21 protein-coding genes and 1 pseudogene are annotated in these 22,034 nt (G+C 44.7%); 8 read left to right on the forward strand and 14 right to left on the reverse strand.

Going from position 1 to position 22,034, the window contains the following annotated elements:
- Positions 1 to 34: 34 nt before the first annotated feature.
- Entirely contained in the window at positions 35 to 541 is a 507-nt protein-coding gene (locus VQ048_RS01765) for a DUF6646 family protein (RefSeq protein ID WP_327609965.1), read from the reverse strand.
- 191 nt (positions 542 to 732) lie between these two features.
- Between VQ048_RS01765 and VQ048_RS01770 the strand changes: the two genes are divergently transcribed.
- On the forward strand, positions 733 to 2,253 hold the full coding sequence (locus VQ048_RS01770; protein ID WP_327609966.1) for a S41 family peptidase: 1,521 nt from the start codon (positions 733 to 735) through the stop codon (positions 2,251 to 2,253).
- A 290-nt stretch (positions 2,254 to 2,543) separates the two neighbouring features.
- On the opposite strand, the gene VQ048_RS01775 is transcribed toward VQ048_RS01770, so the two are convergent.
- The 6 genes from VQ048_RS01775 to VQ048_RS01800 all read right to left on the reverse strand — a co-directional run bounded on the left by VQ048_RS01775 (position 2,544) and on the right by VQ048_RS01800 (position 7,386).
- A complete protein-coding gene (locus VQ048_RS01775; RefSeq protein ID WP_327609967.1) occupies positions 2,544 to 2,864 on the reverse strand; it encodes a DUF6122 family protein in 321 nt (106 codons plus the stop codon).
- Between the two features lies 1 nt (position 2,865).
- The gene (locus VQ048_RS01780; protein ID WP_327609968.1) at positions 2,866 to 3,576 is read right to left on the reverse strand and encodes a DNA alkylation repair protein; all 711 of its coding nucleotides are present in this window, start codon (positions 3,574 to 3,576) and stop codon (positions 2,866 to 2,868) included.
- A gap of 58 nt (positions 3,577 to 3,634) precedes the next feature.
- Positions 3,635 to 4,846, reverse strand: coding sequence for a GTPase HflX (gene hflX / locus VQ048_RS01785; RefSeq protein WP_327609969.1), 1,212 nt, complete (start codon positions 4,844 to 4,846; stop codon positions 3,635 to 3,637).
- 283 nt (positions 4,847 to 5,129) lie between these two features.
- Positions 5,130 to 5,960, reverse strand: a complete 831-nt coding sequence (locus tag VQ048_RS01790; protein ID WP_327609970.1) for a mechanosensitive ion channel family protein — start codon at positions 5,958 to 5,960, stop codon at positions 5,130 to 5,132.
- Positions 5,961 to 5,966: 6 nt separating this feature from the next.
- The gene (locus VQ048_RS01795; protein ID WP_327609971.1) at positions 5,967 to 6,503 is read right to left on the reverse strand and encodes an RNA methyltransferase; all 537 of its coding nucleotides are present in this window, start codon (positions 6,501 to 6,503) and stop codon (positions 5,967 to 5,969) included.
- Positions 6,481 to 7,386: a bestrophin family protein gene (locus tag VQ048_RS01800; RefSeq protein WP_327609972.1), complete on the reverse strand. Its 906-nt coding sequence runs from the start codon at positions 7,384 to 7,386 to the stop codon at positions 6,481 to 6,483. Before VQ048_RS01800 ends, VQ048_RS01795 begins: the two co-directional genes overlap by 23 nt.
- Positions 7,387 to 7,586: 200 nt before the next feature.
- Here VQ048_RS01800 and VQ048_RS01805 point away from each other — a divergent pair, with 200 nt between their 5' ends.
- A complete protein-coding gene (locus VQ048_RS01805; RefSeq protein ID WP_327609973.1) occupies positions 7,587 to 9,128 on the forward strand; it encodes a glycine--tRNA ligase in 1,542 nt (513 codons plus the stop codon).
- 72 nt (positions 9,129 to 9,200) lie between these two features.
- On the opposite strand, the gene VQ048_RS01810 is transcribed toward VQ048_RS01805, so the two are convergent.
- The 4 genes from VQ048_RS01810 to VQ048_RS01825 all read right to left on the reverse strand — a co-directional run bounded on the left by VQ048_RS01810 (position 9,201) and on the right by VQ048_RS01825 (position 11,680).
- The gene (locus VQ048_RS01810; RefSeq protein ID WP_327609974.1) at positions 9,201 to 10,043 is read right to left on the reverse strand and encodes a ferric siderophore ABC transporter substrate-binding protein; all 843 of its coding nucleotides are present in this window, start codon (positions 10,041 to 10,043) and stop codon (positions 9,201 to 9,203) included.
- Positions 10,044 to 10,048: 5 nt separating this feature from the next.
- A complete protein-coding gene (locus tag VQ048_RS01815) occupies positions 10,049 to 10,447 on the reverse strand; it encodes an ExbD/TolR family protein (RefSeq protein ID WP_327609975.1) in 399 nt (132 codons plus the stop codon).
- Between the two features lie 6 nt (positions 10,448 to 10,453).
- A complete protein-coding gene (locus VQ048_RS01820; RefSeq protein ID WP_327609976.1) occupies positions 10,454 to 11,149 on the reverse strand; it encodes a MotA/TolQ/ExbB proton channel family protein in 696 nt (231 codons plus the stop codon).
- A gap of 69 nt (positions 11,150 to 11,218) precedes the next feature.
- Positions 11,219 to 11,680, reverse strand: coding sequence for a hypothetical protein (locus VQ048_RS01825; protein WP_327609977.1), 462 nt, complete (start codon positions 11,678 to 11,680; stop codon positions 11,219 to 11,221).
- A gap of 186 nt (positions 11,681 to 11,866) precedes the next feature.
- Here VQ048_RS01825 and VQ048_RS01830 point away from each other — a divergent pair.
- The 3 genes and pseudogenes from VQ048_RS01830 (at position 11,867) to VQ048_RS01840 (ending at position 14,916) form a co-directional block, all read left to right on the forward strand.
- Positions 11,867 to 12,547: pseudogene (locus VQ048_RS01830) on the forward strand (IS1 family transposase).
- A 53-nt stretch (positions 12,548 to 12,600) separates the two neighbouring features.
- Complete coding sequence (locus tag VQ048_RS01835) at positions 12,601 to 14,394, forward strand: DUF885 domain-containing protein (RefSeq protein WP_327609978.1); 1,794 nt, start codon at positions 12,601 to 12,603, stop codon at positions 14,392 to 14,394.
- A 144-nt stretch (positions 14,395 to 14,538) separates the two neighbouring features.
- Positions 14,539 to 14,916 carry a response regulator gene (locus VQ048_RS01840; RefSeq protein ID WP_327609979.1) on the forward strand — a complete coding sequence of 126 codons (378 nt, stop codon included), beginning with the start codon at positions 14,539 to 14,541 and terminating at the stop codon, positions 14,914 to 14,916.
- On the opposite strand, the gene nth is transcribed toward VQ048_RS01840, so the two are convergent.
- The gene (gene nth / locus VQ048_RS01845) at positions 14,882 to 15,511 is read right to left on the reverse strand and encodes an endonuclease III (RefSeq protein WP_327609980.1); all 630 of its coding nucleotides are present in this window, start codon (positions 15,509 to 15,511) and stop codon (positions 14,882 to 14,884) included. The two genes, VQ048_RS01840 and nth, sit on opposite strands and share 35 nt — an antisense overlap.
- A gap of 33 nt (positions 15,512 to 15,544) precedes the next feature.
- Here nth and bcp point away from each other — a divergent pair, with 33 nt between their 5' ends.
- Entirely contained in the window at positions 15,545 to 15,994 is a 450-nt protein-coding gene (gene bcp, locus VQ048_RS01850) for a thioredoxin-dependent thiol peroxidase (protein WP_327609981.1), read from the forward strand.
- 4 nt (positions 15,995 to 15,998) lie between these two features.
- Here the strand turns inward: bcp and VQ048_RS01855 are convergent, their stop codons facing one another.
- A complete protein-coding gene (locus tag VQ048_RS01855; protein ID WP_327609982.1) occupies positions 15,999 to 16,472 on the reverse strand; it encodes a YdeI/OmpD-associated family protein in 474 nt (157 codons plus the stop codon).
- Positions 16,473 to 16,720: 248 nt separating this feature from the next.
- Entirely contained in the window at positions 16,721 to 18,856 is a 2,136-nt protein-coding gene (locus VQ048_RS01860; protein WP_327609983.1) for a S46 family peptidase, read from the reverse strand.
- Between the two features lie 199 nt (positions 18,857 to 19,055).
- Here VQ048_RS01860 and mutS point away from each other — a divergent pair, with 199 nt between their 5' ends.
- Both mutS and VQ048_RS01870 read left to right on the forward strand, forming a co-directional pair.
- Complete coding sequence (gene mutS, locus VQ048_RS01865; RefSeq protein WP_327609984.1) at positions 19,056 to 21,641, forward strand: DNA mismatch repair protein MutS; 2,586 nt, start codon at positions 19,056 to 19,058, stop codon at positions 21,639 to 21,641.
- 10 nt (positions 21,642 to 21,651) lie between these two features.
- Positions 21,652 to 22,026, forward strand: coding sequence for a ribosomal maturation YjgA family protein (locus VQ048_RS01870; RefSeq protein WP_327609985.1), 375 nt, complete (start codon positions 21,652 to 21,654; stop codon positions 22,024 to 22,026).
- Positions 22,027 to 22,034: the final 8 nt, after the last annotated feature.

Genomic DNA, 22,034 nt, shown 5'->3' on the forward strand with positions numbered 1-22,034 from the left:
CGGGAGCCTTCTCAATCCATGACTATTCGTTCACTTATTTCGTAAGATCGAAAGAAGCTCCGACCACAAACGCAAACTGGTTATTCAATAAACGGTAGCTGGAAGCCTCCGTATTATATCTCGCCATAGGAAACTGAGCCTCCGCGAAAACCCCAAAGCCTTTGTCAAAAAACATACGAGCCCCCACATGCGCTCCAAAATTCTTGAGCCCCAAGTTAAGCCCCGGATAAACATCCACATTGGAAGGAAGTCTCAAAACATCCCCCAAATGAGCACTGACTCTCGCCTTAACATCAAAACGGTGTGTAGCCGAAGGTTTCTCTCCACTGTATTCTTTCACGCCCAAAAGGTAACCGGCCTGAACCCCCGCCGAAAAACTCTCTCCCAAACCATAATCCAAAGACGACTGAATTCCTGTTCCTCCATTCTGGAAATTCGCCCCTACATTAAGCCTCACATCGCCTTTTCCCTCAAAAGCATCGGATTGAGCACTAACCAAGCCGCATACGGCAAGCATCGCCGTAAAAAATAATTTTTTCATAATCGGTTTTTATTTTCTAAATCTTTCTATCCTGCAAAGATAGAAATAAAGTTGGATAGAAGAGCACACCAAGTCCCACCCGCCACGTTCCCCTATTCTCAAAAATAAACACCATAAAAAAGTTGCACGTTTATTTTCTTTTCCTAATTTTATCCTTTCAAATCCAAAACAAAAATCCTAAAACTATCAAAATGAAAATACTAAAATACACCGCATTCCTATTGGGTCTTACCTTTGTTGCAACCGCATGCTCAAGGGACGAACCAACCGTCGAAAATCCCACCACCACCCCAAAAGCCCCCAACGACTTTGTATGGAAAGCCATGAACTCTTGGTATTACTGGCAAAAACAAGTCCCGCTATTGGGCGACAACTACTTCAAAAACCAAACCGAATACGCCAATTTCATCAACGGTAAAACCCCGGATAAGCTCTTCTACGGCCTATTATACAACTACGGAACCACCGACAAGTTTTCCTGGATCGAAAACGACGGAACCTTGGTGGCCCACACAGCAAAAATCGCCGAAGTAGAAAAAATAAGCGGCGTAGACTACACGCTTTTCCCAAAAGATAATGGCGGGGTCAATTTCGTTGCTTTGGTAAACTACGTCGTGCCCAACTCTCCCGCCGACCAAGCCGGTCTGAAAAGAGGCGATGTCATCACCCACGTGAACGGCGCCCTACTAACCAATAGCAATGCCGATGCTCTTTTTTCCGAATCTTACGCGGTAACGGTAGCCGAATCCGTGAGTGTTACCACCTCCGGCGTTGTAACCTCCGGCGTCCGGCTGCAAGCCCAAATCCACCAAGCTTCCATGGACGAAAACCCCATCGCTTTCTATAAAAAATACACCCTCGGAGGAAAAAACATAGGCTACCTCGTCCTTAACGCCTTTAAATCCGATTACAATGACGAACTAAACGCCATTTTCGGACAAATGAAAAACGACCAAATCAGTGAACTCGTTTTGGACCTCCGCTACAACGGTGGCGGCTCCTTAGACACCGCTTTGGCTTTAGCCCAGATGCTGACCGGAAGCTACACAGGACAGCCCTACATCTATATGGACTGGAATGACAAACATAACGACTGGGACAGCTTCGAATACCTGAGTTCAAAGGTCAATATTTACAATTTGGTTGATAACTATCCGAAATTTCAACACCAAGAAGAAATCAACAGCCTGCATCTGTCCCGATTACACGTTTTAACCTTTATCGGAACGGCATCGGCCAGCGAACTTACCATCGACGCCCTAAGCCAATACATTCCCGTGCAAACCATCGGATACACCACTTACGGAAAATTTGTAGGTTCCATCTCCCTATGGGATTCGCCGGGCGACAACTATCTCTCCCGAGACAACCGAAGCACCGAACACCAATGGATGCTTCAACCCATCACGTTCGCTTACTACAACAAAAACAAACTCCCCCATCCCGCTTCCGGAGGAATCACTCCCACCATGCCGACAAATCCGTATAGCATGCTGGGGAACATTAAAGAATTCGGAAACACCTCCGATCCCGATTTGAAACTCGCCCTGGAAACCATAAGCGGCGTAGCCATCACCGGAAAATCTGCTTCCACGTCGTTTGTTCCCGGTAACCCGAAACAAATTAAAGACAAAAGAACCCTCAACCAATTGGCTACCAAGCTCAACATTGATGACGGAAAAAGGTTCGCCGCGAAATTCGGAAAACCTTAAAAACAAGACGCTCGAACTTGGTTCGAGCGTCTTGTTTTTAACTTCATTCAAATCGAGGGAATCCCAAGCCTCCCGAAAGTTCTCTGCCGTTCTTATAATTTTTCAGCATCTTTAATTGCTGCATCAAGCTCATTCAATGTGATTTCTACAGCTTGGACAGCAGCCTTTATTCCTCATCGCCCTCGCTCCAATCTAAAAACAAAAGCGCTTCCTTCCTCGTTATTTTTCCCCTCCCCAATCCGCAAAATTTAATTTTCCTTAGCCATAACAATTGGCCTCTCCGAAGAAATTCACCTCCAAAGGTAATAGTCCTGCCAGTCCGTAAACATATGAAACAAAAGCCCCACGAAAATCACCCTAAAAGTCCCACGAGTAAACAACACTCCCAAGAAATAAACCGCTATCATGGGATAAGTATGCAAAGGATGAAACCCAATACTGTTCCGGTCGGGATCGAACAAAGGGTCGGCCAAAACATGATCCAAATCCACCAACATCGTCGCCAACATTATCCCATAAGCTCTTTTCCAGTTGCCACGAAAAAAAACCAACGCCAAAACCAAAGGAAAAACAAAGTGAAGACCGTAGTGAACTCCGATTTTCAACTCCATACTATTTGTTTTTTTCCATGTAACGACGGCGTTCCTCCACGTCTAACTTTTCCACCGCATAGCGCAGCGTCGTCCGTGGCATCACCGCCGCGTATTGCTCCAAAAAAGAACGCAATTCCGCTGGATTCGCCTTACCCATTTCGCGAAGCAGCCAGCCGTTAGCCTTATGCATAAGATCGTGCGGATGATTCATGTTACTAAGCACCAAACGCCGTGTTAAATCGGTCCTGCCTTTTTTAACGTGGTACATCGTGGAAACCACCGCCATCCTTTTATGCCACATCTCGTCCGATGCCGACAACGTCATCAAAACCTCCTCCTCATCGTTTTCAAAACAATAACGTCCCAACAGCTTATAGCAGGAGGCATCCACCAAATCCCAGTTGTTAATATAAGCAAGGTTCGAGAGATAAAAATCCACCATCTCCTTTTTCTGCTGTGAAGATCTCGATTTTTCAAATTTTCCAACCAATAAAATAAGCGCGCAATGGCGGTGCTCATGAACCTCCGAAGAAAGCAACTCGCCCAATTCGTCAAGACTTATGCGGTCTTGGTAAGCTTTTGCCACCTTTCTCTGGTCCGGAACCGTTACCCCAATAAAGCGATCGCCTTCCCCATACTCGCCCTTCCCCGTCTTAAAAAAACGAGGAAAAAAATCCCTCTTTTCAGCAATCGCCAAAGCTTGCAAAGCCGACTTTATTTCCTCTACCATGATGGTTCATTTTTAGAGAAAACCCTCAAAATAGAGATTTCCCCGTGTTTATTAGTCATTAATCTTCTTCCTCCTCGAAATACTCGAAAAGAAAATCATTATAAGGAAACCTCGAAATATGAATCTTGTGCACCTCGTCATAAATCTGCTTCTTCATCTCAGGAAAATTCGCCTTGGTAAGCGCCGAAATGAACACCGTCGGGTGTTTGCTCTTTGCCATCCAAGTCCGCTTCCATTCTTCCAAAGAAATATTTTTCCGCGTGGAAGGCGTCAAATCATCTTCGTCCTTCTTCTCGTAAGCAAAAGCATCAATCTTATTAAAAACCATAATCATCGGCTTTTGATGCGCTTCGATTTCCATCAAAATCTGATTGACCGAATCAATATGATCCTCAAAACTCTCATGCGAAATATCCACCACATGAATCAGCAAATCCGCCTCACGAACCTCATCCAAAGTGGATTTGAACGATTCCACCAACTGCGTGGGCAATTTCCGTATAAAACCAACCGTATCGGTCAAAAGAAAAGGAAGATTGCCGATCACCACCTTACGAACCGTAGTATCTAATGTCGCAAACAACTTATTCTCCGCAAAAACCTCAGACTTGGACAAGGCGTTCATCAACGTCGATTTCCCCACGTTGGTGTACCCCACCAATGCCACCCGAACCATCTTTCCACGGTTGTTTCTCTGGGTCGCCATCTGCCGGTCGATGGTTTTTAGTTTATCCTTCAGTAAGGCTATTCGATCGCGGATAATCCGTCGGTCCGTCTCGATTTCCGTCTCTCCGGGACCACGCATCCCGATCCCTCCCCGCTGCCGCTCCAAGTGCGTCCACATCCGCGTAAGCCTTGGCAAAAGGTACTCGTACTGCGCCAATTCCACCTGGGTTCTCGCATAAGACGTCTGCGCCCTTTGGGCAAAAATATCAAGAATAAGATTGGTCCGATCCAAAATCTTAACCTCCATTTCCCGCTCCAAATTCTTCAGTTGCGAGGGCGAAAGTTCGTCGTCAAAAATAACCGTCCCGATTTCGTTTTCCTTAACGTAAGCCTTTATTTCTTCCGCCTTACCCTTGCCCACAAAGGTCTTGGAGTCCGGCTGAGTCATTTTCTGCGTAAAACGACGAGCGACCGTAGCCCCTGCCGTATAAGCCAAAAACTCCAACTCGTCCATATATTCACGGAGCTTTTCTTCGTCCTGATCCTTGGTGATCAATCCCACCAAAACCACCTTCTCGTATAAATGTTCTTTTTTCTCTAACATACTCTTATTTTAAATGGCAATAGCTTTCCATCCTCTAATTCCCGCTGATTTCCCTGCCATTAAAGCCGGTTTTCCAACACCAAAACGCCTGCCAAAATGCAACGCTTCGATAAGTTCTCCCAAAATATAGAAAAAGAACGCCTTTTTCTTTCTTATTTTTTTCTATTTTTTACAAAAAACTATTGCACAGTATCATCAATTTGTGTTATATTTGCACCCTTTCATTTTTACTTTTATTAGATTTATTTCAAACTGCATTGCCTCTCAAGACATTGCAGTTTTTTTATTTCTTAATCAAATGCACATCCCTCTGAGGGTAAGGCATACTGAACCCATTACGATCCATCACCATTTTCACCGCGCGGTTAAGATTCCATTTCGCCCGCATAAAATCGGCCGTTTTAGCAAAACCATACATCGCTAAATTCACACTATTATCCCCAAAATCGTTGATTTCCAATATACAATCACGATCTTTGAGAATCAAAGGTTCGTTCTCGAACACCTCCATCAACACTTTTTTAACTTCATCAAAATCATCATCATAGCTGATGCCCACCGCAATCTCCACCCGCCGGATTCCGTTTTTGGAATAATTGGTAATCGGATTGTTAAACACACTTCCATTAGGCAAAATCACCGTTTTTAAATCCGGTGTCAATAAAATGGTCTGCAAAAGCGTGATCTCCTGAACCGTCCCAATCTTTCCCATCGTCTCCACCGTATCGCCAATCGTATAAGGCTTAAAAGTTAGCACCAAAAGTCCTCCTGCAAAATTCGCCAAACTCCCCTGCAAAGCCATCCCGACACCAACCGCCAAACCTCCCATAAGCGCCACCAAAGAGGTAATCTCAATCCCCGCCGTATTCATAGCGACAAGAACCACCAAAAACTTAAGCAGAACAGAAATAATATCCGCCAGCACTTTACGAATCGCCATTCCCAAATTGGTCTTCTCCAAAGAGTTCTTAATCAGTCGGGCAATTCTCGTGGTTATCCAAAATCCCACTAAAATGATAACAATAGCCGTTAAAAGCTTCATCCCATAGGTCGTAGCTTTTTCAAACAATAAATCGGCACTAATGTTATTAAGACTCAGTTCGTTCAGTTCCATAAATTATTATTTTTGAGAAAGAATTTTAAAAAAATCCCATAGGACAATACCGGCACAAACCGACACGTTAAGGGAATGTTTAGTCCCCCGCTGGGGAATTTCCAAAAAAGCATCATACAAAGGCAAAGCCGATTCGGAAAGCCCGTCCACCTCATTCCCCATCACAACGGCATACTTCTTCCCCGGCTGAATCGCATAACGATCAATCTGCTTGCTCTCGCTCGTCTGTTCGATCCCCAAAACGGTATACCCTTCCTGCTTCAAGACCGTTAGAGCCCGATCGATCGTTTCTTCATACACCCAGTCCACGCTCTCCGTAGCTCCCAACGCCGCCTTATGAATTTCGCGGTGAGGAGGCCGAGGCGTAATCCCGCACAAAACCACCCGTTCCACCACGAAAGCGTCCGCCGTACGGAAAACCGCTCCGACATTATGCATACTCCGGACATTGTCCAAAACCACAACGAGAGGAATTTTCTCCGCAGCCTTAAAGGCCTCGATATCAATTCTTCCCAGTTCTTCAAGCTTCAGTTTCCTCGTCAAATTCTATGTTTTTAAAAATTAAATCGATGTTTTTTTCAATATTCTGCGCCAATTGCTCGGTAGGCAAATCGTTTTCATCGTTATTGAATGGGTCTTCTATTTCCTCCGCAATCACTTCCAAACTCATCAACACAAAGAACACAAAAACGGTAAGAGGAATCATTAGCCATCCAATACTTACCACATAAGCAATCGGAAGCATCAAAACGTAAATAATGATGAATTTTTTAACAAAAGAAGAATACGAATAAGGAATCGGTGTATTCTTAATCCGCTCGCACCCCCCACAAACATCCATAAATCCCGAAAGTTGGCGATCCAAATAAACCAGCTCTTCCCCGCTTATTTTACCCTCCCGATGCATTCGGGACAAACGTCGCCCCATGGCATTGACAATCTCCAAAGGCGCATGATGACGAAAAACACGCTCCACCGAAGAATAGTCCCTATCCAAAGCCATTTTCGTCCATTCCTTGGTAAGATGGCGACTAAGCGAATGCGGAAAATATGCCAAATGCCGCTGGAAAAACAACCGATTTTCGAGCTCGTCTTCCCCAAGGATACCGTTCATCTTCACCGCAAAATTTCTGGAATCGTTCACCAGCTTTCCCCATAATTTGCGCCCCTCCCACCAACGGTCGTATGCCGTATTGGTACGAAACACCAGCAAAAGCGAAAGCACAAAACCCAACAGCGTGTTGAAAAGCCCCAAATTCTTAATCACAGAACGTTCGGTAAGCTTCAAATACTCAATCTCCAAATAATATATCGAATAGGAATACAGAGTCATCCCCAGCAGAGAAGGCCCCAAGATCTTCAGCGTATCACTCTTGTGAAGACTGAAAAGAATTTTGAAAAAATGTTTAGTATTATAGTATTTCACGCCTTATTTTGTGCAAAAATAGTCATTTTTTCGAGTTTCCCGTTTTTTACGATTTCACCCCGTACTTTCAAAGACTTAAAGCCCTGCGTCTTTTTCTTCCACGCAAGAGAGAACCTTCTTTCAAAAACAAAAACTCTTGCCCCAGCCTTTCTTCTACAATCATAAAAATCCATATTTTTGCAATCAAATACGATACAGATATGGCAAAGCAGGAAGATGTTTTTAAAAATGTGGTTTCCCACGCAAAAGAATACGGCTTTATATTTCCCAGTTCCGAAATTTACGACGGACTTTCCGCCGTATACGATTACGGTCAAAACGGAGCCGAACTAAAAAACAACATTAAGCAATACTGGTGGAAAGCCATGGTCCAGCTCAACGAAAACATCGTCGGCATTGATTCCGCCATCCTGATGCATCCGACCACGTGGAAGGCTTCCGGGCACGTAGACGCCTTCAACGATCCCTTAATCGACAATAAGGATTCCAAGAAAAGATTCCGTGCCGACGTCCTAATTGAAGACTATTGTGCCAAACTGGAGGACAAAGCCCAAAAGGAAATCGACAAAGCCGCCAAGCGTTTCGGAGACGCGTTCGACCGAGCCCAGTTTGAAAACACCAATGCCCGAGTGATGGATTACAGAGCCCGACAAAAAACCATTTTGGAACGGATGGCTCGCTCACTAGAAAACAACGACTTGGCCGACGTAAAAGCCCTAATTGAAGAATTAGAAATTGCCGACCCCGATACCGGCTCCAAAAACTGGACGGACGTAAGACAGTTTAACCTAATGTTCGGGACCAAACTTGGAGCATCAGCCGAAAACGCAACGGATCTGTACCTCCGTCCTGAAACGGCTCAGGGGATTTTCGTTAATTTCCTTAACGTCCAAAAAACCTCCCGCCATAAGCTGCCTTTTGGCATTGCCCAAATCGGAAAAGCCTTCCGTAACGAAATCGTCGCCCGCCAATTCATCTTCCGTATGCGCGAATTCGAACAAATGGAAATGCAATTCTTCGTTCCTCCCGGAACCGAACTCCGCTTCTATGAAGAATGGAAACAAAAACGACTCAACTGGCATTTGGCTCTTGGCCTAGGGCAGGAAAACTACAAATTCCACGACCACGAAAAACTGGCCCATTACGCCAACGCGGCAGCCGACATCGAATTCAAATTCCCCTTTGGGTTCAAAGAATTGGAAGGCATCCATTCGCGAACAAATTTCGACCTTAGCGCCCACGAAAGCCACTCCGGAAGAAAACTTCAGTATTTCGACCCCGAAAGAAACGAAAACTACGTGCCTTACGTCGTGGAAACCTCCATCGGGTTGGATCGGATGTTCCTCGCTTTGATGTCGCACTGTCTTAAAAACGAAACCTTGGAAGACGGTTCAGAACGCACCGTTCTATCCCTTCCGCCGGCTTTGGCTCCGGTAAAGGCCGCCATTCTTCCTTTGGTCAAAAAAGACGGTCTGCCCGAGTTTGCAGAAAAAATATTCAACGACCTCAAGTTTGACTTCAATGTTATCTTCGAGGAAAAAGACAGCATCGGCAAACGTTACCGCCGACAAGATGCCATCGGTACGCCTTTCTGTATTACCGTAGATCATGATTCGCTCACCGATTTTACCGTAACCTTACGGGAAAGAGATTCCATGACGCAAGAACGGGTTCCCGTGGAAAACCTCAGAAGAATCATTGACGAGAAAGTGAACTTCCGCACGCTACTGGAAAAAATCTAAACGAAAGTCATTATTAAATCAAAAAAACCTCTGTCAATACAGAGGTTTTTTCATTTTTTATCCTTAAAAAAATTAAAAGGTTATACGATAGGTTCCCGTGGATGACGTACTGGCTTTTTCGGCCTTTACGTACTGTTTTACCCAAGCAATCGTAGTAGAAGTCACACAAGGGTCTGAAAGCCCTCCGCTCCGCCTTGCCGAAACCACATTGCCAGCTTTGTCCACCGTATAGGCAATCGTAATGGTTCCCGAAGCCGAGCAATTATGTGAAGGCTGAGCACCTCCCCGTCCCATGGTCCCCGGAATAAACGCCACCAACTTACGGTCTATCCCTATTTTGCTATCGCCTTGTCCTTCGCCTCCTAAAGGGTCTCCCACATTACCTGAGGTTCCTCCCGTTCCTTGGCTGCCATTGGACGCCCCTCTCCCCCGTATCAAGTTACCCACCGCCGTAGTGCCCTTAGCATCGCCCTGTGCTTGCGCTTGATTAATCGGATTTTTCTTAGCCGGAAGCGGTGAGGGTTTCGATGCCGGTTCTTTTTTCTTATCCTCTTTTTTTTCAGGCTTCTTTTCGCTTTTTTCGACTTTGGGAGCCGCCACTTTATTATTGGTTCCGGTAATCGTTTTTTCAGGTGCCGATACCGGTTCAATCTCCGGCTGCTGTAGAGGAACTTCCTCCGAAACAGATACCATCGAAGGCTCCTGGGGCGCAGGTTCTTCCTCCCCCTGACCATCTTGTAAATCCCCAAAATTAACAAGCATGGTAGTTACTTCCTCTTTCGGTTCAGGAAGCTCTCGGGAAAATTTATAAAAATACAAGCCCAACAAAACCAGCAAAGACACCAACAAAGTGATTATCCCACTTTTTCGGCGGTCGCTCCGTTCGTTTCTCCGTTGTTCTGCTATGGCATTCATCTGTTTTATTCTTTGGAAAGCGTGGCTATAGCCAAATTAAATTTATGTCTCTCTGCAATTTCCATCACAAAAACCACGTCTTTATGCTTCGTGTTTTCATCCGCACGAAGCGTAAATAAAGGGTTGGACTTCCCCTGAAGGGCTTTAACCAAATGCTGTTCCAATTGTGTTTTGGGAATTGCCTGATCGGCCACAAAATAATTCCCCTCCTGGGTAATGGTTACCGTGGTAGGATCTTGTGCCGCCGGCGTCTCGCTTGAAGCCTGAGGCAATTTCACCTCAATTGCACTTTGGCTAATCGCCGAACTGGTAATCATGAAAAAAATAAGCAAAAGGAAAATAATGTCCGTCATGGAAGCCATGCTGAACTCGGCACTTACACGGTTTCGTCGTTTCAGTTCCATAGGCGGTTAGATGGGTTTATTCAACGTGTCCAAAAACTCATTGACGTGCGTCTGTATTTTCAGAACCAAACGATCGACTTTCGTCACCAAAATATTGTAAAAGAAATAAGCCGGAATTCCTACAAACAAACCGGCTGCCGTAGTAGCCATTGCCGTATAAATCCCCGAAGCCAATAATTTGGGACTTACCGCCCCCGTAACATTAGAAATCTCAAAAAAGGCCATAATCATCCCGACCACCGTCCCTAAAAAGCCGAGCATCGGTGCTGCTCCCGAAGCCGAAGCCAAGAGATTCAGGTTTTTTTCGAGTTTTGAGACCTCCAATTGCCCCTGGTTCTGCATGGCATTGGAAATGTCCGAAATAGGTCGTCCGATTCTTGCTAATCCCTTTTCGATCATCCGAGCCTCGGGTGAATCAATGGTTTTGCAATAATCTTCGGCGGTTTGAATTTTTCCTTCCTGAACGAAATCTTTAATATTTTCCAAAAAATTAGGCGTTAGCTTTGCAGCCCTCTTAAGAGCAAAATACCGCTCCAAAAAAACATACAAAGCCAAAACCCCGAGAAGGAAAATCAAAAGCATAATAATATTACTGACAAGTCCTCCGCCGGTTAAAATTTCCCACAAGGAAAAAACCTGTACCTGAGAGGCTTGGGCTCCGTCTACCCCGACGGTCGATATAAGTTGTGTGCTATCCTGCATAAATATAAATGGTTTTCAAATGTAACGGAAAGACCGCAAATTTAGTATCAAAAGGAACCGGAGCGGAGATTAATCCTCGTCCACCTCGATTTGATCGGGTTTAAAATGACACTTAAGCTTGAATGGTATCGGCTCCGATGCACCGGAATAGAAATCATCAATTTCGCCTTGCCACGTTAGCTGGAGCACCCCTTCTTCATCCTCACTAAAGCGGAGGTGATTTCCGTAGAGAAAGGCTTCTTCATCATCAAAAAGATCCACCTCCGTATAGCTTTCCTCCTCTGAATCATCAATTTCCAAGGTCTTTTCCGATAGCTGAGCCGAGACAATGGGAAAATCCGACACCCGAAAGGCTATCTGAGGAAATCTATATTGAAGCGAGTCGTCTTCCACATGATCCAGACTATCGTCTGTAATAATTTCCACTTCCAAAAAATGTTGATTATGACTATATATTGCCTTGCAATAGGTATGTTTAATTTGGTATTTGAGGGTCTCTTCCGGGTGATAAATTTTTAAAATCCCTTTCATTTTCTAAGGATAAAACTGTTTAAAAACAAGATTAAAACGAATTATTATAGGGCACAAATATAAATAAAATGCTCAATAGAAGAGAGGCTTTTTTAAAGGAATAAATGAAATTGGATCCCACAGCTAAAGGAATGGAAATAAAATTATACTATTGTTAAATTAAGATATATTTTCTAATTTAGCAGGATGAAATGTTACAGATGTCAATCAGAAGAAAAAGTAAAGGCAGGTTTCATCAGAGGTTTGCAACGATACAAATGCAAGAGCTGCGGGTGTTTTTTTAGTGTAGAAAAGAAATCAGATGTCAAGACAGACGAACAAAAAAGGCTTGCATTAGAGATGTATTTGGAAGGTTTGGGGTTCCGAGCGATAGGGAGGGTTTTGAAAATAAGCTACGGCACAGTGTACCAGTGGGTAAAGAAATGGGGAGAGGAGGTAGAGCTTCCGCAGAGTAAAGATCCAGTGGAAATCATGGAGTTAGATGAAATCCACAGTTATGTACAGAATAAAAAAACTATTGCCGGACCTGGATTGCTGTTGATAGATTTGGAAAACGCTACCTCGACATTGTTTCTGGAAAAAGAGACACGCCGACATTTCAAAGACTTTGGAACAGGCTGAAAGAGCAGGAGATTAACGGATTCTGTAGCGATTATTGGAAGAGTTACTCGGAATTGATTCTCCCTAAAAGCATTTCGAGTCAGAAGCGGAAACCTTTACAGTGGAAGGATACAACAGCAGGATAAGGCACTATTTGGCAAGATTTAAAAGAAAGGAAAGTGCTATTCCAAAAAACAGTTTATGTTGGAAAATTCTTTAAAATTGTTATTCTTGAAATTAAATAAACAATTATGTATTTTAAATTAACAATACCAAAATTATTACTATTTTAGCCTCTCGAAAAAAAAATTCACTCCGAAATGAAATGGACCACCCTTTTTCTTGTTATTTCAATGGTAGCGTTTACCGTTTATTCGTGTAAAAAAAGTGATTCACCGCTTACCAAAGCAACCCCTGTGGAAATAGATTCCATCGCGGCCAACTATTACGAACAATATCTTAAAATGTACCCTTTGGAAGCCACGGCTCAAGGGGACAATCGTTATAACGACCTTCTGCCGGTGGATATTGACAAAGATTTCATTTCTGGGGAAATCGCTTTTTATACCGAGGTCAAGGAACAGATGAAAAACATCGACTACGAAAGCCTGAGCGACGACAAAAAAATCGTTTACGATGTCTTAGAATCAACCCTTCAGGATAAAATCGAACGGTACGCCTACCATCCGGAATACATTCCTTTCACTCAGTTCGGAGGGCTTCCGCTGGAGTTTCCGCTCTTGGGAAGCGGTTCGGGCGCACAACCTTTCCAAACCGAAAAAGACTACGAAAACTGGCTGAAAAGAATGAACCAATTTCCCTTGTGGATGGAAACCGCCATGGAAAACTTCCGGGAAGGGGTAAAAGAAGGCGTGGTGCTGCCTAAGGTCTTGGTCCGAAAAATGATCCCCCAAATGCAGGCGGAGGAAATTATTTCTACGGACTTTAACCGCAATATTTTCTACGGCCCTGTGCGTTCCTTTCCAAAAACGTTTTCCGAATCGTCCAAAAACCGCCTGATTAAAGAATACCAAAAGACTGTTACGGAAAAAATCATCCCGGCTTACACCAAAATGGGCCGCTTTTTAGAAGACGTTTATCTGCCTGCCGCACGGGATACAGACGGCTACAACGCTCTTCCCAAAGGCAATGAAATCTACGCGTATTACGTAAAAAGCTGGACGACAACCGACCTTTCGCCCGAAGCCATCCACCAAACAGGATTGGAAGAGGTCGCCCGAATCCGTTCCGAAATGGAAAAGGTAAAACAAACGGTGGGCTTCAGCGGTACGCTGGAGGAATTTCTTTCGTTTGTAAAATCGGACACCAAAGCCATGCCTTACCATACCGAAAAAGAGGTTATTGACGCCTTTCAGTCCGTTTTGACCAAAATTACCCCGAAATTGAAAACCATGTTTTCGACCACCCCGAAAACACCTTTTGAAATAAGACAAACCGAAAAATTCCGGGAAGCCTCTGCCAGTGCAGAATACAAACCCGGAACCCCCGACGGAAAGCGTCCCGGTATTTTCTACATTCCCCTACCCGATCCCAAACACTTTAACGTAACCTCCGGCATGGAATCCTTGTTCCTCCACGAAGCCATCCCTGGTCATCATTACCAAATCGCCTTGCAGCAGGAGAACGAATCTCTCCCGAAGTTTATGCGATTCGGATGGTTGGGGGCTTATGGAGAAGGCTGGGCGCTTTACACCGAATCCTTAGGGCCAGAGTTAGGGCTCTACACCGACCCTTACCAGAAAATGGGGGCCCTGAGTGACGAAATGCTAAGAGCCGTCCGCCTCGTGATTGACACCGGTTTGCACACCGGGCAAATGAATCGGGAGCAAGCCATCCGTTATTTCTTGAACAATGTAGCCTACGATGAAGCCGGAGCCGTTGCAGAAATCGAACGCTATATGGCCATGCCGGGACAAGCCTTGAGCTACAAAACCGGAGCCATGAAAATCCGCGAACTCCGAACCCGTTACGAAAATCAACTGGGAGCCAAGTTCAAACTGGCTGCATTTCACGATGCCGTTCTGAGCCAGGGCTGCCTGCCTCTAAATGTTTTGGAAAGAAAAATGGAACTTTGGGCGAAAAAACAAAAGTAAAAACCCACTTTATCCTAAAGATATTCCGCCGTTTGGAAGTTTTCGTTTAAGAACGCGTAGGATTTGTTTTTTTTGTTCGTTACTATTTTTATTTCTCGGGGAAAGATGTAGCTTTGCTCCGATGAAAAAAGAGATCGTTAGACAATGAGCATTCTTATAGTGGATGACAATCGGGAGGTTTGCGAACTGATGGGAAGCCTGCTGGAAATGGAAGGATGGAAAGTCCGTTGCTGCACCAACCCGATGATTGTTTTTGAAATGATACGCCAACGCAAACCAAAGGTTCTGATTACCGACCTGCTGATGACCGGCCTTGACGGAAGAGATTTGCTTTCAAAACTGAAAAACGATCATTCCACGGCCGATATTCTTACCATTTTGGTTTCAGCCCACCCCGATTCTGTCAATATTGCCGAATCGCTTGGTACAGAAGCCTATATTTCCAAACCTTTCGACGTGGAAACGCTCGTAAACAGCGTCCGAAACCTTATGCAGAAGCCTCTCCAAGCACCAAAGGCGTAAGATAATCCCTGCTTTTATCTCCCCGCGCCGGAGAATATTCCCTGCCGTACATGATGATTTGAAGGTGAAGCTTATTCCATTTTTCTTTCGGAAAAATGCTCTTTGCGTCTTTTTCCGTTTGAACCACATTCTTGCCGGAGGTAATTTTCCACTGCGTAAGCAACCGATGAATATGCGTATCGACAGGAAAAGCAGGAACGCCAAACGCCTGACTCATTACCACCGAAGCTGTTTTATGTCCCACCCCAGGAAGCGCCTCCAAAGCCTCAAAACTTTGAGGAACCACCGACTGGTGCCGTTCCACCAAAAGCTCGGCCATAGCCTTTAGATTTTTGGCTTTGGTATTGGCCAATCCAATTTCTTTAATCAGCGTTTTTATTTCTTCCGCGCTCAAAGCCGCCATCTTTTCGGGAGTATCGGCTACGGCAAAGAGATGAGGCGTTACTTCGTTCACCTTTTTATCGGTAGTCTGCGCCGATAAAGCCACCGCAACCAAGAGCGTATAGGGGTCTTTATGATCCAATGGAATAGGCGTCTCCGGATAGCATTTTTCAAGTTCCTCCACAATAATGGCCGCTCTTTGTTTTTTAGTCATTTTAGTATTAAATTTGAACAAAAATAAAAATTTATGCTTAAAATCGGTGATGCCCTTCCTTCATTCGAGGGTCTAAATCAAGACGGAAAAACGATAAAATCCAAAGATTTAAAAGGAAAAAAACTCGTGATTTTCTTCTACCCCAAAGCCAGCACCCCCGGATGCACCGCCGAAGCGTGCGACTTAGCCAACCGCTTTACAGAACTCCAAGCCCAAGGCTATTTCCTTTTGGGTGTCAGCGCCGATTCGATCGAAAAACAAAAGAAATTCCATAACAAATACGCCTTCCCTTACGACCTTATCGCCGATGAAGAAAGAAAATTATGCGAAGCCTTCGGCGTTTGGCAACTGAAAAAATTCATGGGAAAAGAATTTATGGGCATTGTCCGAACCACGTTCATCTTCGACGAACAAAGCGTCTGCACCAGAGTCATCGAAAAAGTAAAAACCAAAGAAGCCGCCGCCCAAATTTTAGAAGGCTAAACCACTAAATCCCCTTTTGTCCCGCTAAAATCATTTCAATCATCCTTACCTTACGCCTTTCCCGCGTTTCCGGTTTTTTAGCCTCGTTAATCCAACGCATGTATTCTTTTCGGTGAGTGTAACTCATAAGCGTATACATTTCGTAAGCCTCAGGGTGTAACGAAAAAAGCAGCATGACGTCTTCAGGAATCTCCACCGTACGTTCTTCCGTGTCTTCCCATAATTCTACCGACACAACGTCCCCAAAAGTTTTACCAGTTTTTTTTCGGATTTCCTGAGTAACGCCCAACTTATGCCCTCCTGCTCCCATCGGCGCCAGACTACCACGGTAAGAAACTTCACCTTCAAAAATCGCAAGAACCCGGACCTGCCCCTTTTTTCCGAATAAGACTTCGGTGGAGAAAGGAAATTCCAAATAAGAGGCATCGGCCGTACCATGCCTTAATAACTCGGCTTTAAATTTTACACTTTCGGGCATAAACTAACTGTGTTTTCATCAAAGCAAATGTAGGAAATATCTCCCGAAAATAACGAGGTCGCCCTCAACCAACCGTTCCCATCGAAAACACCTCATCCCACTAATTAAGAACCTGACGTTCCTTCTTAAACCATCATCGCGCCACCAAACATTAAGACAATAAAGAACCGTCCCGAAAAGAAACCCAAATAAAAAATCCCTCCTAATTAATTAGGAAGGATTTGAATAATTATTTCGAAATAACTTTATTACTTCACAATAGTCATCTCTTCGATAAGATGGCCTGCTCCGGAAAACTTATCAATAACCCAAAGAACAAATCTCGCATCCACATTAATAGTCTTTTGCCATTCTTTTTCAAAGACAATGTCCCCAGAAAGCGCTTCGGAATTTCCGTCAAAAGCCAAGCCAATCAATTCGCCTTTACCATTCATAATCGGCGAACCGGAGTTCCCTCCCGTAATGTCATTATCCGAAAGGAAATTCACCGGAAGATACCCCGCAGGATCCGCATATTGACCGTAATCTTTTGCCGCAGCCAAATCCAAAAGACGCTGAGGAAGATCAAACTCTTCATCTCCTTTCTTGTACTTGGCCACCATGCCGTCAATATCGGTATAGTAGTTATTGGTTACACCATAGTATTTTCGATCCTCACGGAAAGGAAGCGTCGAAACTTTACCGTAAGTCATCCTCATCGTAGAGTTCGCATCGGGATAAAACGCCTGATTAGGATGCGATTTTCTAAGCCCATCGAAAAACAGTCTGTTGTTGTTGCTAAAAGCATCGTCCTGAGCTGCATACCGATCGCCTATGGTTTTGGTTTCGTTGAAATAAGCCGTCGCCAACTTCAGCAAAGCATCCTGCTCCAAAACCTTCGCACTCGGATTGTTCAAAAAGCTCAAAGCCGAAGCCCGATCCGCAAAAATAGAATGTTTAGCCACCTCGCCTAACAACGAAGGATTTACCGTCTGAAGGCTGGTATTTGCCGCTGCACTTCTAACCCGATCTCTGTAAAGCTGAACCATAGCACTAAGCATTTCTTGCTCCAAAGCCGGATTGAATTTCTCATACATCGCTTCGATACGTTCTGCAATCACTTTCTTTTGTTCAGCCTTTTTAGCCGCGTCGTTCTCCTCGATATAACTGCGGAACATTGCGCCAAGATTAAACGCATAAGGAATATACTTAGCATTGCGCCCTAGTTGAGCCGCATAATTCCGTTCTACCCCTCTAGGCGAAGTCGCTTGATAGTACTGTTGCATTTCGGCTAAAACATTACCATACAACGCTTTGTTTTCAGGCTTTTGAGCCCATGCTTGGAACGTGGCTTCCACTTTTTGCTTGTCTTGAATGGTTCCGTTTTTCTTCACGGATTCAATCGTTCCTTGTCTGTTTTTCCAGTAATTTGCCACTGAAGCATACTGGGAAGCATAGTTAAGTCGTGTCGCCTGATCGCGATCCATGTATTTTTTCATCACGTCCATCGCCGTCTTGGAAGCCTCTACCCATGCCGGATAATCCCGGTTAATCAACTGGTCGATGCCATAAGAAGTCATGTAGCGATTGGTTCTTCCCGGATAACCGACAATCATCGTGTAATCCCCTGGCTTGATAGGTTTCAAAGACACAGGAAGGTGATGTTTCGGTTTTAAAGGAACGTTATTCGGAGAATATTCCGCAGGGTTACCATTGGCATCCGCATAGACACGGAACACCGAAAAGTCTCCCGTATGTCTTGGCCACTCCCAGTTATCGGTATCCCCACCAAATTTTCCGATGGAGTTAGGCGGCGTACCCACCAAACGAACATCTTTAAAATCCTGATAAACAAAGTAATAAAACTCATTCCCGTTGAAGAAATCTTTGACCACAACGGTATATTTGCCGTTTTCGGAATTTTCTTTTTGAATGGCCTTGTACTCGGCATCAATCACGTCTCTTCTTTCTTTGGCACTCATCCCGTTGTTAAGCTTCGCGTTAATTCGAGCCGTCGCATCGTCCATTCTGACCAAAAACCTTACGGAAAGTCCTTTTGCAGGAAGTTCCTCCGATCTTTTCATCGCCCAAAAACCGTTAGTCAAATGGTCCTTCTCCGGCGTGGAAAGTGCCGCAATTTGACCATAACCACAGTGGTGATTAGTGAACAACAACCCTTCCGGCGATACAATCTCTCCCGTACACCCGCCGCCAAATTGAACGATGGCGTCCTTCAGACTAGAGTGGTTAGCCGAATAAATTTCCTCCGCGGTAAGCTTCAGACCCTTTTTCTGAAGGTCCTGCCCGTTTAAACGCTTGATCAGCATCATGAGCCACATTCCTTCGTCGGCACGCATTTGCACAAAACTCAGAAGGAAACTGCATAATAAGAATATCCTTTTCATAAAAAACTAAATTAAAATTGCCGCAATTTACTCATTTTTTAGGATTTATCATACTGGCTAAATGCTTTCCTCTCATTTCGGAGCTCCCAAGCGGTCTCCATACAAGATTTCAAAATCAAAATTATAAAGCCTTCCGATAATTCCATTCGCAAAGACTTTCGTATTTTTGGGGTCTCATTTTTTAAAGTTTTTACATCCTATGGCCAAAGCAAAAAAAGAAACTCCCCTAATGGCACAATACAACAGTATCAAAGCCAAATACCCTGATGCCGTACTGCTCTTCCGGGTAGGAGATTTTTATGAAACCTTTGGACAAGATGCCGTAAAAACCTCCCAAGTCCTAGGCATCGTCTTAACCAAAAGAAATAACGGGGATTCTCATACCGAACTGGCCGGCTTTCCCCATCATTCCATCGACTCCTACCTCCCCAAACTAGTTAGGGCCGGTCTTCGGGTGGCAATTTGCGACCAACTGGAAGACCCTAAAATGGTTAAAGGAATCGTAAAGCGAGGGGTTACAGAACTTGTTACACCGGGTGTTACTTTTAACGATCAGGTACTCAGCTCCAAACAGAATAACTTTCTTCTTTCCATTCATAAGGAAAAAGAAAAATACGGCCTCGCCTTGGTCGATATTTCTACCGGTGAATTTTTGATTTCCGAAGGCAATATCGAAAAACTTCTCCATGTCGTGCATACCTTCGATCCCAGCGAAGTCATCTACCAACGAGGCAAAGAGCTCCCTCCCCAGCTAAAAGGACGGAGCAGTTTCCGATTAGAAGACTGGGCTTTCCAAGCCCGCTATGCCGAAGAAAAACTCACCGCCCATTTCAAGACAAATTCCCTCAAAGGGTTCGGGGTTGACGGAATGACGCTTGGCATTACCGCTGCAGGAGCCATTTTCGCCTATTTAGTGGAAGACACCCACCACGACCTGCTCAACCACATCACCCGAATCCAAAAAATCCCACAGGACGACTATCTCCTAATAGATCATTTCACTTTGCGTAATTTGGAAATCATCCATCCCTCTTCTAAAGACGGGCAAAGTCTTTTGTCGATTATCGACCGAACCTCCACCCCAATGGGCGGACGTCTCCTTCGAAGAAGAATCATCCTGCCGCTAAAATGCGTGCAAGAAATTAACCGAAGACTTTCGTTGGTCGAATTTTTTAACCGTGAAGACCAACTTAAATACGACCTCCAAAACCTTTTGAAATCCATCTCCGATTTGGATCGTCTGATGGGAAAATTGGCCGCCGAAAAAATTTCACCGAAAGAGCTCGGCTATCTTCGCCAAAGCATCCGCAGCATGAAGGACATCCGAGAAAAACTATCCGTTTATCACGACCTGGGTGCTTGGTTGAATCCTTTGAGCGATCCTTCCGATTTGCTGAGCCTGCTCAACGACTACCTCAACGACGAACTTCCTGTCAATATCGCCAAAGGTCATGTCATCCGAGACGGAGTATCCGAGGAGCTGGATCGATTGCGCGCCCTTCAAAAAAACGGTAAAGGCTATCTGGAGGAAATGTGCCGGAGAGAAATCGAAAACACAGGCATTACTTCCCTTAAAATCGATTTCAACAACGTCTTCGGCTACTATATTGAGGTACGCAACACCCATAAAGACAAGGTGCCCCAAGACTGGATCAGAAAACAAACCCTGGTCAATGCCGAACGCTACATCACCGAAGAGCTGAAAGAGTACGAATCCCAAATCCTGGGAGCGGAAGAAAAAATTGCCGCCTTGGAGCATTCGCTTTACCGAACCCTTTGTTCCAACCTAATGGATTATATGGACGTCATCCAATCCGACTCCCACCTTATCGCTCAATTGGATGTCGCCGTGGGGCTTTCCGAATTGGCCATTTCCGAAAGTTACACCAAACCTATTCTGCACGAAGGGCACACCATCGACCTAAAACAAGCAAGACACCCCATCATCGAAAACGCTCTTCCCCTAGGCGAAAAATACATCGCCAATGATACCTTTTTGGACAAGGATTCCCAACAAATCATCATGGTTACCGGTCCCAACATGTCGGGTAAATCCGCCATTCTCCGCCAAACCGCACTGATCTGCTTAATGGCCCAAATGGGAAGTTTTGTTCCCGCCAAACATGCCGAAATCGGAGTACTGGATCGAATATTCACCCGCGTGGGGGCTTCCGACAATATCTCGGCAGGAGAATCCACCTTCATGGTGGAGATGAACGAGGCCGCCAGCATCCTAAACAACGTTACCGAGCGAAGCCTCATTTTGTTGGATGAAATCGGGCGTGGTACCTCCACCTACGACGGGGTTTCCATTGCTTGGGCAATCGCAGAATACCTCCATCAGCATCCAACACAACCCAAAACCCTTTTTGCCACGCATTACCATGAACTTAATGAGATGACTCTCGAATTCGAACGGATTAAAAACTTTCACGTTTCGATTCAGGAAAACAAAGGTCATATCGTATTTCTCAGAACCCTAGTGCCTGGAGGAAGTGAGCACAGCTTCGGTATCCACGTTGCCAAATTAGCCGGGATGCCTTCGCGGGTCGTTCAAAGAGCCGACGAAATTCTTAAAACATTAGAAAAGAACCGAACACAAAAAAACACCCCAAAAAAAACACAGAAAGAGGACGAAAGCAACCTCCAACTCTCTTTCTTCCAACTGGACGACCCGGTTTTGGAAAACATCCGGGAAGAACTAACCCAAATTGACATCAATACCCTCACCCCCATTGAGGCATTAATGAAATTAAACGCCATAAAAAAGATGATTGGAAGCTAAAATCCGACCGATGAAATTTGATTTCCGATATTTTGTGATAGCTCTATTACTGCTGATCATCGAAGTCGTAATTGCCACGCGGTTTCAGTCGGTATACTGGCTAAGGGTTTACGGCGGAGACGTTTTAGCCGTCCCTTTTGTCTACGCCTTGGGGCGTTCCTTTTTAACAACACCGTCGATTTGGAAATTCGCGATGGGAACCTTCTTCCTTGCGGTATTCATCGAAATACTCCAATACTTTAAGACCGCCGAAAAATTAGGTTTTTCGGAAAACAGCCTCCCCTACATCGTATTGGGAAATACTTTTTCTTGGGGCGATATCGTCTGTTACGCTTTAGGCTTCTTTTTAATCCTTGCAGTGGAAAAAACAAGATTATCCAAATAAAAAACGCC

The sequence above is a fragment of the Bergeyella anatis genome (assembly GCF_036016955.1).
Taxonomy (GTDB): domain Bacteria; phylum Bacteroidota; class Bacteroidia; order Flavobacteriales; family Weeksellaceae; genus JAYWXI01.